Origin of the sequence: Dyadobacter sp. CY351 (genome assembly GCF_021502625.1) — a bacterium.
Lineage (GTDB): Bacteria > Bacteroidota > Bacteroidia > Cytophagales > Spirosomataceae > Dyadobacter > Dyadobacter chenhuakuii.
The window spans coordinates 35,685-53,173 of record NZ_JAKFFU010000004.1; the positions used below are offsets into that span (position 1 = coordinate 35,685).

Annotated in this window: 18 protein-coding genes; 14 read left to right on the top strand and 4 right to left on the bottom strand. The window is 45.9% G+C overall.

Going from position 1 to position 17,489, the window contains the following annotated elements:
* The first annotated feature begins 60 nt into the window (after positions 1 to 60).
* The 3 genes from L0660_RS09295 to L0660_RS09305 all read left to right on the top strand — a co-directional run bounded on the left by L0660_RS09295 (position 61) and on the right by L0660_RS09305 (position 3,854).
* Positions 61 to 1,491, top strand: coding sequence for an efflux RND transporter periplasmic adaptor subunit (locus tag L0660_RS09295; RefSeq protein ID WP_235159252.1), 1,431 nt, complete (start codon positions 61 to 63; stop codon positions 1,489 to 1,491).
* A 161-nt stretch (positions 1,492 to 1,652) separates the two neighbouring features.
* Positions 1,653 to 2,660, top strand: a complete 1,008-nt coding sequence (locus tag L0660_RS09300; RefSeq protein WP_235159253.1) for an NAD(P)H-dependent glycerol-3-phosphate dehydrogenase — start codon at positions 1,653 to 1,655, stop codon at positions 2,658 to 2,660.
* A 57-nt stretch (positions 2,661 to 2,717) separates the two neighbouring features.
* Positions 2,718 to 3,854, top strand: a complete 1,137-nt coding sequence (locus L0660_RS09305) for an exo-alpha-sialidase (RefSeq protein WP_235159254.1) — start codon at positions 2,718 to 2,720, stop codon at positions 3,852 to 3,854.
* On the opposite strand, the gene L0660_RS09310 is transcribed toward L0660_RS09305, so the two are convergent.
* Positions 3,848 to 4,990 (bottom strand): DEAD/DEAH box helicase, encoded by a 1,143-nt coding sequence (locus L0660_RS09310; RefSeq protein ID WP_235159255.1) that lies wholly within the window; start codon positions 4,988 to 4,990, stop codon positions 3,848 to 3,850. The two genes, L0660_RS09305 and L0660_RS09310, sit on opposite strands and share 7 nt — an antisense overlap.
* A gap of 129 nt (positions 4,991 to 5,119) precedes the next feature.
* Between L0660_RS09310 and L0660_RS09315 the strand changes: the two genes are divergently transcribed.
* The 9 genes from L0660_RS09315 to fabF all read left to right on the top strand — a co-directional run bounded on the left by L0660_RS09315 (position 5,120) and on the right by fabF (position 12,398).
* The gene (locus L0660_RS09315; protein WP_235159256.1) at positions 5,120 to 6,712 is read left to right on the top strand and encodes a serine hydrolase; all 1,593 of its coding nucleotides are present in this window, start codon (positions 5,120 to 5,122) and stop codon (positions 6,710 to 6,712) included.
* A gap of 89 nt (positions 6,713 to 6,801) precedes the next feature.
* A complete protein-coding gene (locus L0660_RS09320; protein ID WP_235159257.1) occupies positions 6,802 to 7,005 on the top strand; it encodes a hypothetical protein in 204 nt (67 codons plus the stop codon).
* Positions 7,005 to 7,265 (top strand): Txe/YoeB family addiction module toxin, encoded by a 261-nt coding sequence (locus tag L0660_RS09325; protein WP_235159258.1) that lies wholly within the window; start codon positions 7,005 to 7,007, stop codon positions 7,263 to 7,265. The genes L0660_RS09320 and L0660_RS09325 overlap by 1 nt, the downstream gene beginning before the upstream one ends.
* Before the next feature lie 52 nt (positions 7,266 to 7,317).
* Entirely contained in the window at positions 7,318 to 7,872 is a 555-nt protein-coding gene (locus L0660_RS09330) for a DUF2911 domain-containing protein (RefSeq protein WP_235159259.1), read from the top strand.
* Between the two features lie 136 nt (positions 7,873 to 8,008).
* Entirely contained in the window at positions 8,009 to 9,277 is a 1,269-nt protein-coding gene (locus L0660_RS09335) for a sorbosone dehydrogenase family protein (protein ID WP_235159260.1), read from the top strand.
* 147 nt (positions 9,278 to 9,424) lie between these two features.
* Positions 9,425 to 10,009 (top strand): TetR/AcrR family transcriptional regulator, encoded by a 585-nt coding sequence (locus L0660_RS09340; protein WP_026628401.1) that lies wholly within the window; start codon positions 9,425 to 9,427, stop codon positions 10,007 to 10,009.
* Positions 10,010 to 10,079: 70 nt separating this feature from the next.
* Positions 10,080 to 10,829 (top strand): SDR family oxidoreductase, encoded by a 750-nt coding sequence (locus L0660_RS09345; RefSeq protein WP_235159261.1) that lies wholly within the window; start codon positions 10,080 to 10,082, stop codon positions 10,827 to 10,829.
* A gap of 49 nt (positions 10,830 to 10,878) precedes the next feature.
* Complete coding sequence (locus L0660_RS09350; RefSeq protein WP_235159262.1) at positions 10,879 to 11,115, top strand: DUF2798 domain-containing protein; 237 nt, start codon at positions 10,879 to 10,881, stop codon at positions 11,113 to 11,115.
* A 32-nt stretch (positions 11,116 to 11,147) separates the two neighbouring features.
* Positions 11,148 to 12,398 carry a beta-ketoacyl-ACP synthase II gene (gene fabF / locus L0660_RS09355; protein ID WP_026628398.1) on the top strand — a complete coding sequence of 417 codons (1,251 nt, stop codon included), beginning with the start codon at positions 11,148 to 11,150 and terminating at the stop codon, positions 12,396 to 12,398.
* A gap of 8 nt (positions 12,399 to 12,406) precedes the next feature.
* On the opposite strand, the gene L0660_RS09360 is transcribed toward fabF, so the two are convergent.
* Positions 12,407 to 13,204 (bottom strand): HAD family hydrolase, encoded by a 798-nt coding sequence (locus L0660_RS09360; RefSeq protein ID WP_235159263.1) that lies wholly within the window; start codon positions 13,202 to 13,204, stop codon positions 12,407 to 12,409.
* A gap of 181 nt (positions 13,205 to 13,385) precedes the next feature.
* On the opposite strand from L0660_RS09360, the gene L0660_RS09365 reads away from it, so the two are divergent.
* The gene (locus tag L0660_RS09365) at positions 13,386 to 14,285 is read left to right on the top strand and encodes an EamA family transporter (RefSeq protein WP_235159264.1); all 900 of its coding nucleotides are present in this window, start codon (positions 13,386 to 13,388) and stop codon (positions 14,283 to 14,285) included.
* Here the strand turns inward: L0660_RS09365 and L0660_RS09370 are convergent.
* Positions 14,282 to 14,911, bottom strand: coding sequence for a class I SAM-dependent methyltransferase (locus tag L0660_RS09370; protein ID WP_235159265.1), 630 nt, complete (start codon positions 14,909 to 14,911; stop codon positions 14,282 to 14,284). The two genes, L0660_RS09365 and L0660_RS09370, sit on opposite strands and share 4 nt — an antisense overlap.
* A 4-nt stretch (positions 14,912 to 14,915) precedes the next feature.
* On the bottom strand, positions 14,916 to 15,830 hold the full coding sequence (locus L0660_RS09375; protein ID WP_235159266.1) for a UbiA family prenyltransferase: 915 nt from the start codon (positions 15,828 to 15,830) through the stop codon (positions 14,916 to 14,918).
* Between the two features lie 64 nt (positions 15,831 to 15,894).
* Here L0660_RS09375 and L0660_RS09380 point away from each other — a divergent pair, with 64 nt between their 5' ends.
* Entirely contained in the window at positions 15,895 to 17,445 is a 1,551-nt protein-coding gene (locus L0660_RS09380; RefSeq protein ID WP_235159267.1) for a M20/M25/M40 family metallo-hydrolase, read from the top strand.
* Positions 17,446 to 17,489 lie beyond the last annotated feature (44 nt).

Consider the following 17,489-nt stretch of genomic DNA (forward strand, 5'->3'; position numbering starts at 1 on the left):
TTTCATTTTTAGCCTAATGCCTCTAATCCTCAATCAACATTAATTGTAACAAAGTAAAATATGGCACGTAAATCTTCGAAACGGATCTGGTGGATCACAGCAGGCATTGTCGCACTTCTTGTGGCAGGTTTATTTGGAGCAAAACAAGCCGGTTACATTGGCAAGCCCAAAGCAACGGAGGTTGAGTATACCAATGTTAAAAAGACGGATATCATTGAGCGCGTAAGCGCTTCGGGCAAAGTTCAGCCGGAGGTTGAAGTTAAGCTCAGCCCGGACGTTTCAGGTGAGATTATCAGCCTGAATGTTGCGGAAGGAGATTCGGTGGTGAAAGGGCAACTTTTATTAAAAATCCGTCCTGACAACTATGAATCGTTGATGGCCCGCGCACAGGCAGCCGTCAATTCCAGCAAAGCCAACTACGAACAGACAAAAGCAATGGTTTCCCAAGCCGAAGCGCGGCTGTTGCAAGCGAAAGCGAATTTTGACAGAAACAAAAAACTATATAATGATAAGGTGATTTCGGCTGCTGATTACGAGCAGTTTGCCTCAACATTCGGTGTTGCGCAGCAGGATGTTGAATCTGCGAAAGCCAATGTTTCGGCCGCATTGTACAACATTAAAAGCGCCGAGGCGAGCTTGAAAGATGCAGCAGAAAACCTTCGAAAAACGAGCATTTTTGCACCGGTAACCGGGGTTGTATCCTTATTGAATGTAGAAGCGGGTGAGCGCGTGGTAGGAACTTCGCAAATGGCAGGAACCGAAATGATGCGCATTGCCAACCTGAGCAACATGGAAGTGCGTGTGAATGTGAACGAGAACGACATTGTGCGGGTGGCACTGGGCGACACGGCCGAAATAGATGTAGACGCATATAGCGCGTCCGGACGGAAGTTCAGGGGGATTGTCAAGGAAATTGCAAATACAGCGGCCGGCTTGGCTTCCGCAGCTTCCACAGGATCAGCCGTTTCCAGTGCCTCTGCCGATGCTGTGACCGAATTTGAGGTGAAGGTGAAGATATTGAATGAGTCCTTTGCGGATCTGATGGTTTCCAAATCGAAAAAATCCTACCCGTTCAAACCGGGCATGACCGCCTCGGTTGAGATTATTACGGAACGTAAAAATGGTGTGGTTTCCGTTCCAATAGCCGCTGTGACCACACGGAACAGCACGCCTCCCGTTGCTGCTGGTGCACGCCCCGGCGAGCAGACAGAGCAGGCTCCGGAAGAGGATGAGAAAAAGCCTAAGAAAGAGGAAGCGATCAAAGAAGTTGTGTTTGTGGATGTGAATGGTAAGGCAGAAATGAAAGAAGTGAAAACAGGCATCAGCGATTTTGAGAATATCGAGATTCTTTCCGGCCTTAAACCGGGCGATACCATTATTTCCGGCCCTTACATTGCGGTGTCCAAAAACCTGAAGAACGGCGACTTGGTAGAAAAAAAGAAAGAAGAAGTGAAAAAAGACGATAAGAAATCAAATGAAAACGCGAACTGATACGTTGTAAAAGGGTAATAAGTTCGATTTAGTTTAGGTTAAAAAAGAAAATCCTTGCGGCTTTGCTGCAAGGATTTTTTATTTTCTGTCAAAATCTTCTCATTTTTGAAAACATTCATTCATATCCAATTTATGCCTGAACACCTTTTCAGGCCTCAAAAATGAGTCTTTTAAACAACATTAAGATCGCCGTGATAGGAGGGGGCAGCTGGGCAACTGCGCTGATCAAAATCCTTTGTGAACAGAATAACGTCCAGATCCGGTGGTGGCTGCGAAACCAGAAAGATATTGAGCATATCCGTAAATTCCATCATAACCCCAGCTATCTGAGCGACGTGGTGCTTTCTCCCAAGAAAGTGAAGGTCTTTGAAAAGACCACAGAAGCCGTCAAAGGTGCTGATTACGTGATCCTGGCAGTTCCCGCCGCATTTATTCAGGAAGCATTGCGCGATCTTTCTTCGAAACATTTGCAGGGAAAAAGGATTGTTTCGGCTATAAAGGGCATGGTTCCGGACCAGAATATGCTTATTACGGACTGGGTTTCCAAAGAATACGGCATTGACCTGCAAGAAACCTGTGTGATAGCCGGCCCTTGCCATGCGGAAGAAGTGGCTTTGGAAAAGCAATCCTATTTATCGATCGCTTCCACGGAATGTCCGAGCGCGGAGGATTTTGCTAAACTGATGACCTGCCGCTACGTGACCGCGAACCCGCTCGACGATCTTTACGGCGTTGAATATGCGGCTGTGATGAAAAACATTGTAGCGCTGGCCTGCGGCATAACGCATGGACTGGGTTACGGCGATAATTTTCAGGCCGTGCTGGTTTCCAATGCCATGCAGGAAATCGGGAATTTCGTTACTGCCCTCGACCCGCGCGAACGCAATATGAGCTCTTCCGCATATCTGGGAGATCTGCTTGTGACGGCTTACTCACAGTTTAGCAGGAACAGGCTTTTTGGCAATATGATCGGCCGCGGATATAGCGTCAAGGCGGCGCAATTGGAGATGAAAATGATCGCGGAAGGTTACTATGCTACCAAAAGCATTACCGAAATGAACAAGATCCACCAGGTAAGCCTGCCCATAACAAGTGCCGTTTACCGCATTTTATACGAAGAGCAAGCGCCGGGCATGGTGATGGACGAGTTAAAGAAATTGCTCAAATAATAGCCCGTTCCGCCCAATCCTACGTACATTTTTCAGACATCAATATTTCAACTTCCTATGCGCATTCCAAAAAACCTGTGTGCCGGCCTGTTAACTGGTCTTTTGCTTTCTTCCGTCATGCTGACTTCCTGTAATTCGAAAAGTTCGGACAAAGCGGAAAATGAGAATAAAGAGTTGAAGGATTCACTGGCAAGCGATAAGGAATTTGTTTTTGGAGATAAACGGGATTTTGCGCAATGCCATGCATCCACATTGGTAAGGCTGGATAACGGTCAATATCTGATCGCGTGGTTTGGTGGGACAGAGGAAAAGAATCCGGATGTAGGCATTTGGGTTTCAAAAGGTCAGCCGGGAAACTGGAGTGCGCCCAAAGAAGTGGCCAAAATCCGCGAAGACGCACATTGGAACCCGGTTTTGCAAAAAACCTCGGACGGTAAAATTATTTTATATTTCAAAGTAGGAAAAGAAATAGCGCATTGGGAAACCTGGGTGAAAACTTCGACTGATAATGGTGAGACGTGGTCGGATGCCTATGAGTTGGTAAAAGGCGATAAAGGAGGAAGAGGGCCTGTAAAAGACAAGCTGATCGAACTATCGAACGGCGACTGGCTGGCCGGCGCGTCCAACGAGGTAAACCGCTGGGAAGTTTTTGTAGACAGAAGCACGGACAAAGGTAAAACCTGGAAAGCAAGCCCTTACTTTAAAATTGATACAACAGAAATAAAAGGAAAAGGCGCAATCCAGCCTACATTGTGGGAATCCAAGCCCGGCACTGTGCATATGCTGGTAAGAACAACCGGCGGCGTGATCGGCAGAAGCGATTCTTTTGATAACGGAAAAACCTGGTCTACGATCAAGAAAACATCGCTTCCTAACCCGAACAGCGGCATTGACCTGGCCAAACTGCCCGACGGAACACTGGTGCTCGCTTACAACCCGAATGATAAAGACTGGGGTTCAAGATCGCCGCTTTCACTGATCATGTCATATGATAATGGCCAAAACTGGACGGATCGCATTGACATTGCAACGGGTAAAAAGGAAGACGAATATTCCTATCCGGCCATTATCAGTTTTGGGGACTCTGTGGCGGTGACGTATACATTCAACCGCAGGAAAATTGCATTCTGGTCGGGCAGCAAGAAAGAGATTATAGAACTGGCGGCAAAAAATAAGACCAAGGCGGCTCAGTAACCCATTAATTCCAGATCATAAGATTCAAGCATTTCAACGCGCTTGCCCATTTTCTTCTGGATAATTTTGAAATGGTGCACGTCTTCCGGGCAGATCAGGGAAATCGCTTCTCCCGACGCTTCCGCCCGGCCCGTCCGGCCTATTCTGTGCACATAATCCTTTGGCGATCTGGGTAATTCAAAATTGATCACATAGGGAAGAAACTGAATATCGATCCCGCGGGAAACAAGATCTGTGGCAACAAGCACGGTCAGTTTTCCTGCTTTGAATTTGTTTAAAGCCTCCGTCCGGGCGCCCTGGCTTTTCTTGCTGTGCATGGCCATAGCCTGGATTCCGTTCTTATTCAGCTTTTCAACCAGGTTATCAGCCGTTCTGGTTGCCGAAACAAATACCAGCACTTGCTTCATTTCCTGCGTTTTGATTAAATATCTCAGCAACGGTCCTCTGCGGTCCGGATCAACGAAATAACCCGTTTGCTTGATCAGATCCAGGTTTTGTTCTTCTTCCTCAATCTCAATGCGCACCGGGTTTCGGAGCTGCGTTTTGTTGATCTGGTCAACTTCTTCTCCTAATGTGGCGGAAAACAGAATGCTCTGGCGTTTTTTGGGCAAAAGGAAAAAGATGTCCTTCATTTCCTCTGCAAAGCCAAGATTCAACATTTTATCGGCTTCATCCAGGACTAAAATCTGCGTTTCTGAGATATTAAGCGCCTTGTGGGACAGCAAATCAATTAAACGGCCGGGCGTTGCCACCAGGATCTCAACACCTTGTAAGCCAATCATTTGCGGATTGATAGAAACGCCTCCGTAAACAGCCAGCGTCTTCACCTTCCGTGGAAGCCTTTCGCCAAATGTTTGAAAAACAACAGCAATCTGCACCGCAAGCTCGCGCGTAGGCACCAGGACCAATGCAGAAATATGCCGGTTCGCAGCTGCCGGTTGTTTTTGAAATAATTCCAAAATCGGCAGGACGAAGCTGGCCGTCTTCCCCGAACCCGTCTTGGCAATGCCCAGCACATCATTTCCTTTCAAAATAGCCGGAATTGCTTCCTGCTGAATCGGATAAGGTTGAGTATAATTCTGTTCGGCAATGGTTTTTAATAATGGTTCGGACAAGCCAAGCGATTCGAAAGACATAAAGTGCTGCGCAGTTGGTCAAAAATATTTTTGTAAGCACAAAGATACCATTACCGCAGACAAATCGTCCATGCCCAGTCCGCAGCCACCCGACCATTTGACTTTTCTGAACATTTATTCTCCATAGACATGTCTTACAATCGCAGGGAATTTTTACAACAACTTGGATTTGGTGCATTACAATTAGGCATAATCAGCGCAATTCCGGCATCGGCCTGGGCTGCAACGTTACATTCCGGTTCTTTACCACGGAGTTCACCCGAATTGCAGGGATTATCGGCTAAAAATATTCTGGATTTCACCAACGCTGTGGAGGCGGACAAGCTCAATTTGCACAGTTTAATGATCCTACGCCAGGGAAAAGTGGTTGCGGAAGGCTGGTGGGCTCCATACGGGCCTGATATGAAGCATACGCTGTATTCGCTGAGCAAAAGTTTCACTTCGACGGCCATCGGATTGGCAGTAGGAGAGAAGAAGTTGAGTGTTGAAGACAAAGTTTTATCATTCTTTCCGGACGACAAACCGGCAACAGTGAGTGCGAATCTGGCCGCGATGCGGGTAAAAGATCTGCTTACCATGTCTACCGGGCACGATAAGGATGCCACCGGGCCTGTCAGGGAATCCAAGGAAAAGAATTGGGTAAAAGCATTTCTATCCTTGCCCGTGGAACATGAGCCGGGGACATTCTTTGTATACAACAGCGCGGCAACGTATATGCTGTCCGCAATCATCCAGAAAATCACCGGCCAGACATTGCTGCAATATCTGACGCCACGTCTTTTCGAACCACTCGGCATTGACGATCCGGATTGGGAAGTGGATCCGAACGGCATCAATACGGGAGGCTGGGGACTGCGGGTCAAGACCGAGGATATTGCCAAATTCGGCCAGCTTTATTTGCAGAAGGGTCAGTGGAACGGCAAGCGCATTTTGTCCGAGGCATGGGTGGAAGAAGCCACCCGTTCGCACATTATGTCCAAAGGAGGAGCCCGGAAACCGGAAGAAAACGATTGGCTGCAAGGTTACGGTTACCAGTTCTGGCGTTGCCGGAACGATGCTTACCGTGGCGATGGCGCTTACGGACAATATTGCATAGTGATGCCGAAGGAGGATATGGTGGTGGCAATTTCCAGCGAAACAGGTGATATGCAAGCCATTCTCGATCACGTTTGGAACCACGTTCTTGCATCTGTGAAGTCGGCTCGCGTGCAGTCGGATAAGGATACGCAGGCGGAACTGCAAAAGAAATTAACATCACTCGCATTGCCGTTAACACCTGGGAAACCAACCGCCGAGCTGGCGACAAAACTTACCAATAAAAGCTTTAAAATAGCCGATAACAGTTTGAAAGTGAATAAAGTATCCTTTGAATTCGCGAAAGGGTGGTGCTTGTTCCGGATGTACGACGATAAGGGGGAGCATTTGGTTGTTAATGGGTTGGGTAACTGGAAAGTCGGGTTAACGGATCTTTCCGTTATGCCTTTGAAGCTCGTACTAACGCCTGTTCCCGGTGAAAAGCTGACCAAAGTAGCAGGCAACGGAGCTTGGGTCGATGAAAACACATTCGAAATGACCTGGCGCTTCATCGAAACAGCCCACTACGAAACCATAACCTGCAAATTCGAAGCTGATAACGTAAACATTGAATTCAAAGGCAGCCTGGCTATCCTGGGAAAAACAAAAGATTCCCGCCCTGTTTTGAGTGGGAAGATGATGGCTTAGTCGTTATAAGGATATACGTTATTGTATTTTGGTTCAAACGCTTAGTTTTGCAAGCGTTAAACTAATTTCTCACACACATTATTGTAAACATGGCATTACACCTCCGATGGAATAAAGACAAGACATCCGTGAATGCAAAAAAGAAAATTCGGGAAAGTGATAAAAAGCAAGTGCCGAAAGACACGACCGAATATCTTTTGAGTGATTCCGTGAACAAAGCGCGCCTTTTAAAAGCGGTTGCAGATCTTAAAAACGGGAAGCTGAACATTCATGAACGCGAACTGATCGAATAATGAAGTTACTCTTCCACGACGAAGGTTGGGATGATTACTTATATTGGCAGGAAACGGACAAAAAAATAGTTAAGAAGATCAATGAGCTAATCAAGGCTTGCAGAAGATCCCCTTTTGAAGGAATAGGAAAACCCGAACCATTAAAAGGAGATCTTACTGAATGCTGGTCCAGAAGAATAACGGATGAGCACCGCCTTGTTTATGCGGTCGAAAACAATACGATCATAGTCCTGAAATGCCGGCACCATTATAAAAAGTAGAATTGCCCAAGCCTAATTAACTATCAAATCTTACTTCAAATTCAATCCATTTATGAAAAAGATATTTTTCCTTTCCTTGACATTACTAGTGATCGCTTTTGCTGCTCAGGCGCAGAAATTCAGGCCTTTGGATAAAAGTCCGCGTGATATTGCTTATTTCCCGGATCACTTTGCGCATGACCGGAAAGATGGTGAAAAGGCTTTGGTAAAAGTCTCGTATAGCCGCCCGTTTTTGAAAGGAAGAGAAGTTTTTGGTAAACTGGAACCTTACGGAAAAGTATGGAGAACGGGCGCGGACGAGGCGACCGAGATCAAATTTTATCAGGATGCGACATTCGGTGGCAAGAAAGTTAAAGCGGGCACTTATTCGCTTTTCTCGATTCCTGGCGAAAAAGAATGGACCGTAATCCTGAGTTCAGACCTGGATTACTGGGGCGCTTACAAATACAAAGAAGGCAGCGATGTCCTTCGGGTAACGGCGCCTGTGAAAAAAGCAGAAGCACCGATCGAGAATTTTTCTATCGTATTTGAGAAAGTTTCAGACACTTCTGCGAAGATGTTTATGGGCTGGGCCGATGCAGTGGTCGAGGTTCCGGTTAGTTTTTAAACTGCTCTTCAAGCGGTAATTTACTAAGTGAAAGGGCGAAATATGCTTGAATAGCAAAGTGGCATCATTATTGTAAAAAGCAGATCACAGGTTGAGAAACCGATGATCTGCTTTTTACTTTTAATACCATCACAGAATGAAGACAAATTGCCTCATAATTGCATGCACATGCCTGGCCCTAACGCTGGGCGGATGCAGCACCAAAGTAAGCGATGAAGAAAAAGAAGCTGCCGCAAAAAGTGGCCCTGATTCAGTTGAAACAGTTACCGACAGCCTTACATTACCTGCACCATTTACCACCGAGTCGGTTGAAAACAGACCCGAGGAGGCTGGCTGGCCCGAAGGAAAAATGCCGACTGCGCCAGCAGGTTTCACGGTCAGCAAATATGCAGATAAGCTAAAAAATCCACGCTGGACTTACGTTGCACCGAATGGTGACGTTTTCGTTGCGGAATCCAACACGAAAAAGAGCGCGGACAGGATCACCCTTTTGCGTGATGTCAACAAAGATGGTAAGCCTGAGATCAAGGAAATTTTCATGGAAAACCTGAAACAGCCATTGGGAATGCTGGTGCTTAAAAACTACTTCTATGTGGCCAATACCAACGGCGTTTTCAGATATCCTTACAAAGGCGGGGAAACCAAAATAACGAGTAAAGGCGAAAAGATCCTTGATTTGCCGGCTGGCGGTTATAATAATCACTGGACGAGGAACTTGCTGGCAAATGCGGACGGATCTAAAATCTATATTTCGGTAGGATCGGCGAGTAATGTGGCGGATCATGGCATGGATGAGGAGAAGCGCAGGGCCAATATTTTGGAAATAAATCCGGACGGATCGGGGGAACGAATTTACGCTAGCGGCTTGCGCAACCCGGTTGGGATGGATTGGGCGCCTGGTTCTAATGTACTCTGGACGGCTGTAAATGAGCGGGATAAGCTCGGTGATGAGTTGGTTCCCGATTATGTTACAAGTGTAAAGGAAGGCGGTTTTTATGGCTGGCCGTATGCGTATTTTGGAAAAAATGAGGATCCAAGAAGAAAGGGTGAACGCTCCGATCTTGTAGCCAAAACCCTTGTGCCCGATGTGCCGTTAGGATCACACACAGCCTCACTAGGACTCGCATTCTATGACAAAACACAGTTTCCAGCCAAATACCAGAACGGTGCATTCATAGGCCAGCACGGCTCATGGAACAGCTCGAAACTAACGGGTTACAAAGTTGTATTTATCCCATTCAAAAACGGCAAACCAGCTGGAAAGCCAGAGGATTTTCTAACTGGATTTATAGAAAGTGAAAAGAAAGTGTACGGCCGCCCGGTGGGAGTGACCGTTATGGAAGATGGTTCGATGCTGGTCAATGATGACTCGGCTGGGACAATCTGGCGTGTGAGCGCTAAGTAAAAAATTGGCTATGGGAGATAAAATGGCGGCCTGGTGTAAAACCAGGCCGCTTTTTGTTTTTGCAATAAAATAAATTTGAAAATAAATGAAGCTTTGCTTGTTATAATATACCAATCGGTATATTTTTGTATTGTTAATTTGAAGCATATGAATAAGGCAGAAAAAACCAGGCAATTTATCATTGAGAAAACGGCACCAATTTTCAATGTTAAGGGCTATTCAGGAACTTCAATTAATGATATGATTGAAGCAACAGGCCTTACGAAAGGTAGCATTTACGGGAATTTCCGTAATAAGGACGAAGTGGCCCTGGCGGCCTTTGATTTTAACCTGAAAAAAATGTTCACCGCCGTCCAGGCTGAAATGGATGCGCAGAAATCGGTGAAGGAAAAGTTGCTGGTGTATGTGCGCATTTATGAAAACTTCCTGACTTACCCGTTTCCCGAAGGCGGCTGTCCCATCCTCAACACTTCTATCGAAGCCGACGACACACATCCCCCGCTGCGCCAAAAAGCGGCTGACGCCATTTATTCATGGAAAAATAAAATTGAAGCCTTGATTAAAAAAGGGATCGTGGATAATGAGCTGAGTGCCAATCTGGAACCGGAAGAAGTGGCTATCACATTGATCGCGTTGGTCGAAGGAGGGATTATGATCAGTAAGGTTACGGGTAAGCTGCAATACAGGACGGCGATAATGAAAGCAGTAAAAAAGATGATTGACGATTTGTAACCTATTTTTTTAACCATAAATATACCGATCGGTATATTATAATATTTGATTTATTTAAACAAAAACAAAAATGAAAACGACGGGAAATACAATTTTGATCACGGGAGGAAGCGCTGGAATCGGATTTGAGATAGCGAAGATTTTTTCGGAAAAAGGAAACAATGTGATCATCACGGGTAGAAACGAAGCGCGGCTCAACAGCGCCGTGGCAAAACTGAAAAACACAACGGCCATTGTGAGTAACGTTGCTGACAAGCAGGATGTAGACAAGCTGGTGACAACATTGAAAAGCGATTTTCCAGACCTGAACATTGTGATTAACAATGCCGGCACAGCATCTTATTATCTCCTTAATAATGTAGATAATGCTTATGAACGTGCCGAGGAGGAAATTTTGACCAATTATTTATCAATTATTGGCATCAATCAGAAACTGTCGCCATTGTTAATCACCCAGGCAGAATCCGCAATCGTAAATGTTTCCAGCATTGCGGCTTTTGTGCCTAATCACGTGATCCCGACTTATGCCGCGAGCAAAGCAGCATTGCATTCCTACACGCAATCACTGCGTTTGACATTGGCAAAAACAACTTCCACAAAGGTTTTCGAACTGATGCCGCCCTTGGTTAACACAGATTTTTCAACCGAAATCGGAGGGGAAAACGGCATTGCGCCACGCGAAGTAGCCGAGGCTTTGGTTCATGCATTTGAGACAGATACATACGAAATCCGGGTTGGGAGGACTGCCGAGCTATTTGGATTATTCCTGCAATCGCCCGAACAGGCGCTGCTGGCAATGAACCCGGGAAGTGCAGCCTGATATTCGCATACCGACCGGTGACAATTTCAAAACTGAACAAAAAGAGAAAATGAAGCAGAAAATTGCGTTTGCCATGATTATGGGAGTGATTACTACGGGTATAATTTCCTTCAGTTTGGTTTCTATAAATATTGGATTTGTTGCCAATTTTTTGGTGATTTGGCTGAAATCCTGGATCATGGCCTATATGCTGGTCATCCCGGTGATACTAATAGTTGGTCCAAGAGTGCAAAAAATGGTGGAAGCCTTATTCAAAGATGCAGTGACTCAGGAGTTTGACAAATAACGCCTGATGTTGTCGAGAAAATCTAAATTTTTATGAGAAGAGTAGTTGTTACTGGTTTGGGAGTTATTTCTCCCCTCGGAAATTCGGTTGATGAATTTTGGGAAAATATTGTGAATGGTAAAAGCGGTGCTGCTACCATTACGAAAATGGATGTTTCTAAGTTTAAGACGCAATTCGGCTGCGAAGTCCGCAATTTCGTTGCTGAGGATTATATCGATAAAAAAGAGCTGAAAAAATACGATCTGCACACGCAGTATGCCATTGCTGCATCGGATACGGCCATCAAGGACGCCGGGCTGGATTTCAGCACGGTTGAGTTGGAAGACCGCTACGATATGGGCGTGATCTGGGCGACAGGAAACGGTGGAATGGGCACTTTTGAAGACCAGCTGCTGGAATTCCATGCATCGAATGGTGTGCCACGTTTCAGTCCTTTCTTTATCCCAAAAATGATCGTGGACATTGCAGCAGGCGTTATTTCGATCCGCCACAAGTTGCACGGTCCCAATTATTGTACAGTTTCTGCTTGTGCATCGTCCAATACGGCGGTGATCAGCGCATTTGACACCATTAAAATGGGCAAAGCGAAGCTGATGATCGCGGGCGGTTCGGAAGCAGCGATCATTTACTCTGCATTGGGTGGATTCGGTGCGGCGCAAGCGTTATCCAAACGCAATGATGCGCCTGAAAAAGCATCCCGTCCGTTCGATAAGGACCGTGATGGTTTCGTAATGGGCGAAGGAGCGGCCGCTTTGGTTCTGGAAGACCTGGACTATGCAGTGGCCCGCGGAGCAACCATTTATGCTGAAATTGTCGGAGGCGGCATGGCGGCAGACGCTTACCATTTAACGGGCACGCCACCAGACGGAATGGGCGCAGCGCTGGGCATGAGAAAAGCTTTAAAAGAGGCCGAGATCACTCCCGACAAAATTGACTACGTAAATGCGCATGCTACATCCACGGGGCTGGGCGATATGAGCGAGCTAAATGGCATCAAAACCGTTTTTGGGGATCACCCGGTGGCGATCAGCGCTACAAAATCAATGACCGGACACTTGTTGGGAGCTGCCGGCGCCATTGAAAGCATTGTGTCTATCCTGGCTGTGAAGCACGACATTATCCCGGGAACGATCAATACGGAGACGCTTGATGAGGCTACGCCGGAAGGGCTGAATATTATACTTGGCGAATCTGTGAAGCAAACCGTGAATTATGCGCTGAATAACACATTTGGCTTCGGCGGCCACACGGCGACTTCTATATTCAAAAAATACACGGAGTAACCCGAAGGCTAATCCGTAATTTCCGAAAGGACTTCTACAACCCCGTTTTCATCGTTACTCTTAGCGATGAAACGGGCTATTTTTTTAATATCCGGGTGCGCATTTGCCATTGCGTACGAGTAATGTCCTTTCGTAAGCATTTCCAGGTCATTAAGATAATCGCCGAAGATCATGGTCTGGTCAAACGTAATGTTGAATTTCTCCTGCAAAACCTCCATAGCACGGCCTTTATTGGCTTTTTTGTGCGAAATGTCCAGCCAGATCGGCCCTGAGATTTTTACTTGCAAATTGTCTTCAAAATGCTTGTAATGCGGATAGCTGTTCACTTCCGAACCAGCCAGGTCGCAAAGCGTAAATTTCAGGAATTGGTCATCTTCCACTTTTGTCAGATCTTCAACAATCTCATATCTCTCAAAATACAGTTTTAAATGGTTGATGAATTCAGCCTCGTCATTTTCTACGTAAGCCTTTTTCTTTCCACAGATCACTGCATATGCGTCCTTAATCGGGCGTGAAATCTGCACCAGTTCCCGCACAATGTCTGCTTCAATGGGTTGAATGTGGATTTCCTCATCTTTAAAGACAACGTAGCTGCCATTTTCAGCAGCAAAAATCACCTCGTCTTTTACTTGTTCCAATGCTTTGGCCAGATTGAAATATTGGCGCCCGCTCGCTGCGACGAAAATGATGCCATTGTCTTTTAATTTTCTGAAAATGGGGAAGAAAGATTCGTGTATTTCGTGTTTGGAGTTCAAAAGCGTGCCGTCCATGTCGGTCGCTACAAGCCGGATATCGGAAAAAGTCATATTGAATGCTAATGTTCTGCTTAAATCAAGCCAAATATACTGGCTAAGGTTCCGTTTTTTGTATTATTAAAATATCCTGAGTTGAGAAACGAATGATTTTCAGCGCCTCCGAACCCGCGGAAATGTTTTGCTGTTCCCTCCATACATCCATCCACACCGTTTGATACACATTACCAGCTCCATGAAATTTTCGAAACACTATCTGGCAGCATTTATCTCATTTGTAATCTGGGGGTTTTTCAGTCTGGCATTGAAACCGTTAAAGGCTTACGCTTCGCTTGATATTCTCTTTTACCGCGTCTTTTTGTGTGCCGTTATCATGGCTGTGATCAGCCTGTTCGTTAGGGTAAAAGTGTTGAAGGAAAATGTGAAAACGTTCCGTCAGATGCCTTCTGAGCAGAGAAAACGGGTCACATTACTGACGCTCGCAGGTGGCATATTACTGACCGCAAACTGGTTTTTCTTCATTTACGTGATGAACCACATCAGTGTGAAAGCGGCGTCCTTTGCCTACCTAGTCTGTCCCATTATGACAACCGTGATTGCGTATTTTGTATTAAATGAAAAATTGAGCAAATGGCAGTGGGCAGCAGTTTCACTGAGCATAGTAAGCTGTATGTTGCTGTCTTTCAGTAATGTTGCCGATATTGCTTACAGTCTTATCGTTGCGCTTTCTTATGCATTTTATCTGGTCAGTCAGCGTAAGAATGTGGGTATGGATAAATTTTTGGTCCTGACCGTCCAGATCATTTTCTCGGCCCTGATCCTGCTTCCGTTCTATCCGCAATACAGCGAAGCATTGCCAACCGAATTTTCATTTTACGCGTTGATATTTGTGATCGCGGTGCTGTTTACCATCGTTCCGCTGTATATGAACCTGTACGCGTTGCAGAGCGTAACTTCATCTACTATGGGCATCTTATTGTATATCAATCCGTTGATGAATTTCTTCATTGCGCTTGTGTACTTTCATGAGCCCATCAATTCCATTCAGATTACCGCTTATTCGCTGATCTTACTTTCAATTGTGGTTTTTAATGAGCGGTTTATATTTGGAAGAAGGCGCGCTGCTTTGGGTTAAGGTTTTTGGTAAACCAATGAGTTGATAAAGCCGCTGTAAAAGGATCTTTGAAAAATCGTTTTAAAACCAGCCTTACTGAACAACATTGCGGTGTCGGGCAGCTTTTTTGCTTCCACTTCTGAAAGGATTCCGAAGAACAAATACATGGATTTCAGCAGCCATTTCTGCCAAAATTTACCGGGCTTTTCTTCCACATTAAAATCCGTAAAAAGCCAGATTCCATTTGAAATAAGAATGTTATGGAGGTTTTGAAAAGCGACTTCCGCTTTATCCTGTTTGAAATTATCAAACAAAAATGAGGTGATAATAACATCAAATTGATGAGCAGATTGGAATGACTCGACAGCTGCGTGAATGAACCGGACATTATTATTCCCGGCATCGCGCTTCCTGGCTATATCCAGCATTTTCTCCGACATTTCAATGTAGGTAATGTCAATGTTATATGGCCGTATGCGTGATATTTCTTCCAGAACCGCGCCCGTTCCTCCGCCTGCAATGAGAATGTTCGCTCTCTCCGGAATGAAGTGCAGAACGGAGCGTTGGGCATCCGTCAGCGCATTTCCGAACACCAGCTTTGAAAGCCCGTCATAAAACCCCGCAACCCGGTCGTAATTGTTTTTCATGACCTTAATGATAAGTAAAAAAGCTTCCTGTAATTCCACAGATGGCTTTTACCAGCAGTAATCCGTCAATCACGATGAGATAGAATAGCACGCTTTTGGGTTTTTGTAACGCAAAAGCGACGCCCAGCAGGCAAACAAACGGAAGCAAATTGAGCATCAATGTGGGTGTGCTCAGCCGTTGGAAAAATGCGAACGAAAGGAACGAAAGCAATCCGATCAGCAGCAGCGGAACGAGCACATAAACGATCGTATTACTCAGCCCGATCCGCACGGCGAACGTTTTCAGTTGAATGTTGGCATCGTCCTCATAGTCTTTCATATCAAACATAATCGCATTCACCGTACAGAACATCCAGTTTTTTACAAATAACCAAAACATGAAAATGGGCTCATGAACCACAATTCCCTGCTCGATACGCAGCATGGTAATGGGAAACACATTCACGAAACCGGCCCACACAAAGCCGATAACAAATGCTTTCAGCCAGCCCGTATTGCGAAGGTTGAACGAGATAAGCGACTTGGGAAGCAGTCCGTAGTAAAGGATTGCCGCGCCGGGAATGCTTAGGAGCAAAAGCCAATTTGCTAGCGGCAAATGCAGTAATTTTGTAAAATCCCGGATCAAAAACCAGCCGCTGATCCCCGCACAAATCGTAAAAAGCACATATTGACTAATCCGCGTAAAGTTGTAATGCGTGCGATACCATTCCGTTCTCGGATTGCTCGAAAACGCAGTGCCCGGTGGGATGGAGTAGGCAATGGTGTAGTAAAAAACCGTGGCACAAAAAATAAGAATGTAGTAGGGAACAGCATTAAATGGCAGCCTGAGCTGGAACATGGTTTCGAGCGACAATGCCACTGCCAGCAGGCCAACGAAATAGTTTGCGAAGAAAACAAACGAAACAATTTTCCTAACCATTATCCGAACCTTTATCGCTATTTCCTATCTTAGGAATTAGATTAATTGTTAAACCAACATTTCCATGAAAAAAGTCTCCTTTGTTTTCCTGTTGTTTTTTGCCGTTCAGATCCAGCCTGGCTTTTCACAAAGCAAAGATCCGGTGGTTGAAAACATTGTTAAAGAAGCAACCGAAAATTCACAACTGGAAAAATTGGCGCACGAATTAATGGACGTCATCGGGCCAAGGCTCGTAGGCTCGCCGCAAATGATGCAGGCACACGAGTGGGCAGTGGCGAAATACAAAGGCTGGAACATTACAGCGAAAAACGAAAAGTGGGGTGAATGGCGCGGCTGGGAACGCGGCGTGTCACACATTGATATGGTGGCGCCGCGCGTAAAATCGCTCGAAGGCATGCAGCTGGCGTGGAGCCCTGGCACGGGTGGAAAAACGGTTACAGCTGACGTGATCATTCTCCCGGATGTGGCTGATTCACTGGCTTTTCAGAAATGGTTGCCCACTGCCAAAGGCAAATTTGTCATGATCAGCATGAACCAGCCAACGGGCCGTCCGGACTATAACTGGCAGGAATTCGGTACAAAAGAATCATTTGAAAAAATGAAAAAAGACCGAGATGCACAAACTGAAGCCTGGGCAAACCGCATGAAAAAAAGCGGTTATAATGCGCGAACATTGCCGCTGGCACTGGAAAAAGCTGGGGCAGCAGGCGTGGTTATGTCTTATTGGTCAAAGGGTTTTGGTGCAAATAAAATTTTTGGTGCTTATACAAAGGCAATCCCCACCATTGACATTTCTCTGGAAGATTACGGCTTGTTATATCGCCTGTCGGAATCGGGTCATACGCCTAAAATCAGCGTTCGGGCGGATGCGAAAGAAACGGGCGTAAGCCAGACATTCAATACAATTGGCGAAATAAAAGGCTCAGAAAAACCGAATGAATATGTGATCCTTTCCGCACATTTCGATTCCTGGGATGGCGGAACTGGTGCTACGGACAACGGAACTGGCACCATTGTGATGATGGAAGCCATGCGTATACTCAAAAAAGTATATCCGAATCCCAAAAGAACAATCCTGGTCGGACATTGGGGAAGCGAAGAGCAAGGGCTGAATGGCTCGCGCGCATTTGTGGAAGATCACCCGGAAATTGTGCAGAATATTCAGGCGGTTTTCAATCAGGATAATGGCACGGGACGGGTTATTAATCTCTCTGGTCAAGGTTTTCTGAATTCCTACGACTACCTGGGCCGCTGGCTCTCCAAGGTTCCGGAGAACATTAAAGCGCCTATCGAATCTAAATTCCCCGGTGCACCCGGCGCGGGCGGCTCTGATTTTGCCTCATTTGTGGCAGCAGGAGCACCCGCATTCTCATTAAGCTCCTTGAACTGGTCCTACGGAACCTATACATGGCACACCAACCGCGACACGTACGACAAAATCGTGTTCGATGATGTGCGGAGCAATGCAATTCTTGCCGCTATAATGGCTTACCAAGCCAGTGAAGATCCCGCCAAAACATCTCGCGAAAAGAGCGTTCTGCCACTAAATTCAAAAGGGGAGCCGGGAGCATGGCCGGAGCCAAGAAAGCCGACACGTCGTGGCGGTTTGGATTAGGAATTGTTTTATTTGTCGTGCCGGGCAGTTGTGAGACAGGGAGT

Coding starts and splice junctions, on each gene's coding strand:
- L0660_RS09340 (WP_026628401.1), top strand. CDS start 9,425: ATGAATAAGGCAGAAAAAACCAGGCAATTTATCATTGAGAAAACGGCA.
- L0660_RS09320 (WP_235159257.1), top strand. CDS start 6,802: ATGGCATTACACCTCCGATGGAATAAAGACAAGACATCCGTGAATGCA.
- L0660_RS09300 (WP_235159253.1), top strand. CDS start 1,653: ATGAGTCTTTTAAACAACATTAAGATCGCCGTGATAGGAGGGGGCAGC.
- L0660_RS09315 (WP_235159256.1), top strand. CDS start 5,120: ATGTCTTACAATCGCAGGGAATTTTTACAACAACTTGGATTTGGTGCA.
- L0660_RS09380 (WP_235159267.1), top strand. CDS start 15,895: ATGAAAAAAGTCTCCTTTGTTTTCCTGTTGTTTTTTGCCGTTCAGATC.
- L0660_RS09370 (WP_235159265.1), bottom strand. CDS start 14,911: ATGAAAAACAATTACGACCGGGTTGCGGGGTTTTATGACGGGCTTTCA.
- L0660_RS09345 (WP_235159261.1), top strand. CDS start 10,080: ATGAAAACGACGGGAAATACAATTTTGATCACGGGAGGAAGCGCTGGA.
- L0660_RS09310 (WP_235159255.1), bottom strand. CDS start 4,990: ATGTCTTTCGAATCGCTTGGCTTGTCCGAACCATTATTAAAAACCATT.
- L0660_RS09360 (WP_235159263.1), bottom strand. CDS start 13,204: ATGACTTTTTCCGATATCCGGCTTGTAGCGACCGACATGGACGGCACG.
- L0660_RS09305 (WP_235159254.1), top strand. CDS start 2,718: ATGCGCATTCCAAAAAACCTGTGTGCCGGCCTGTTAACTGGTCTTTTG.
- L0660_RS09365 (WP_235159264.1), top strand. CDS start 13,386: ATGAAATTTTCGAAACACTATCTGGCAGCATTTATCTCATTTGTAATC.
- fabF (WP_026628398.1), top strand. CDS start 11,148: ATGAGAAGAGTAGTTGTTACTGGTTTGGGAGTTATTTCTCCCCTCGGA.
- L0660_RS09295 (WP_235159252.1), top strand. CDS start 61: ATGGCACGTAAATCTTCGAAACGGATCTGGTGGATCACAGCAGGCATT.
- L0660_RS09375 (WP_235159266.1), bottom strand. CDS start 15,830: ATGGTTAGGAAAATTGTTTCGTTTGTTTTCTTCGCAAACTATTTCGTT.
- L0660_RS09330 (WP_235159259.1), top strand. CDS start 7,318: ATGAAAAAGATATTTTTCCTTTCCTTGACATTACTAGTGATCGCTTTT.
- L0660_RS09350 (WP_235159262.1), top strand. CDS start 10,879: ATGAAGCAGAAAATTGCGTTTGCCATGATTATGGGAGTGATTACTACG.
- L0660_RS09325 (WP_235159258.1), top strand. CDS start 7,005: ATGAAGTTACTCTTCCACGACGAAGGTTGGGATGATTACTTATATTGG.
- L0660_RS09335 (WP_235159260.1), top strand. CDS start 8,009: ATGAAGACAAATTGCCTCATAATTGCATGCACATGCCTGGCCCTAACG.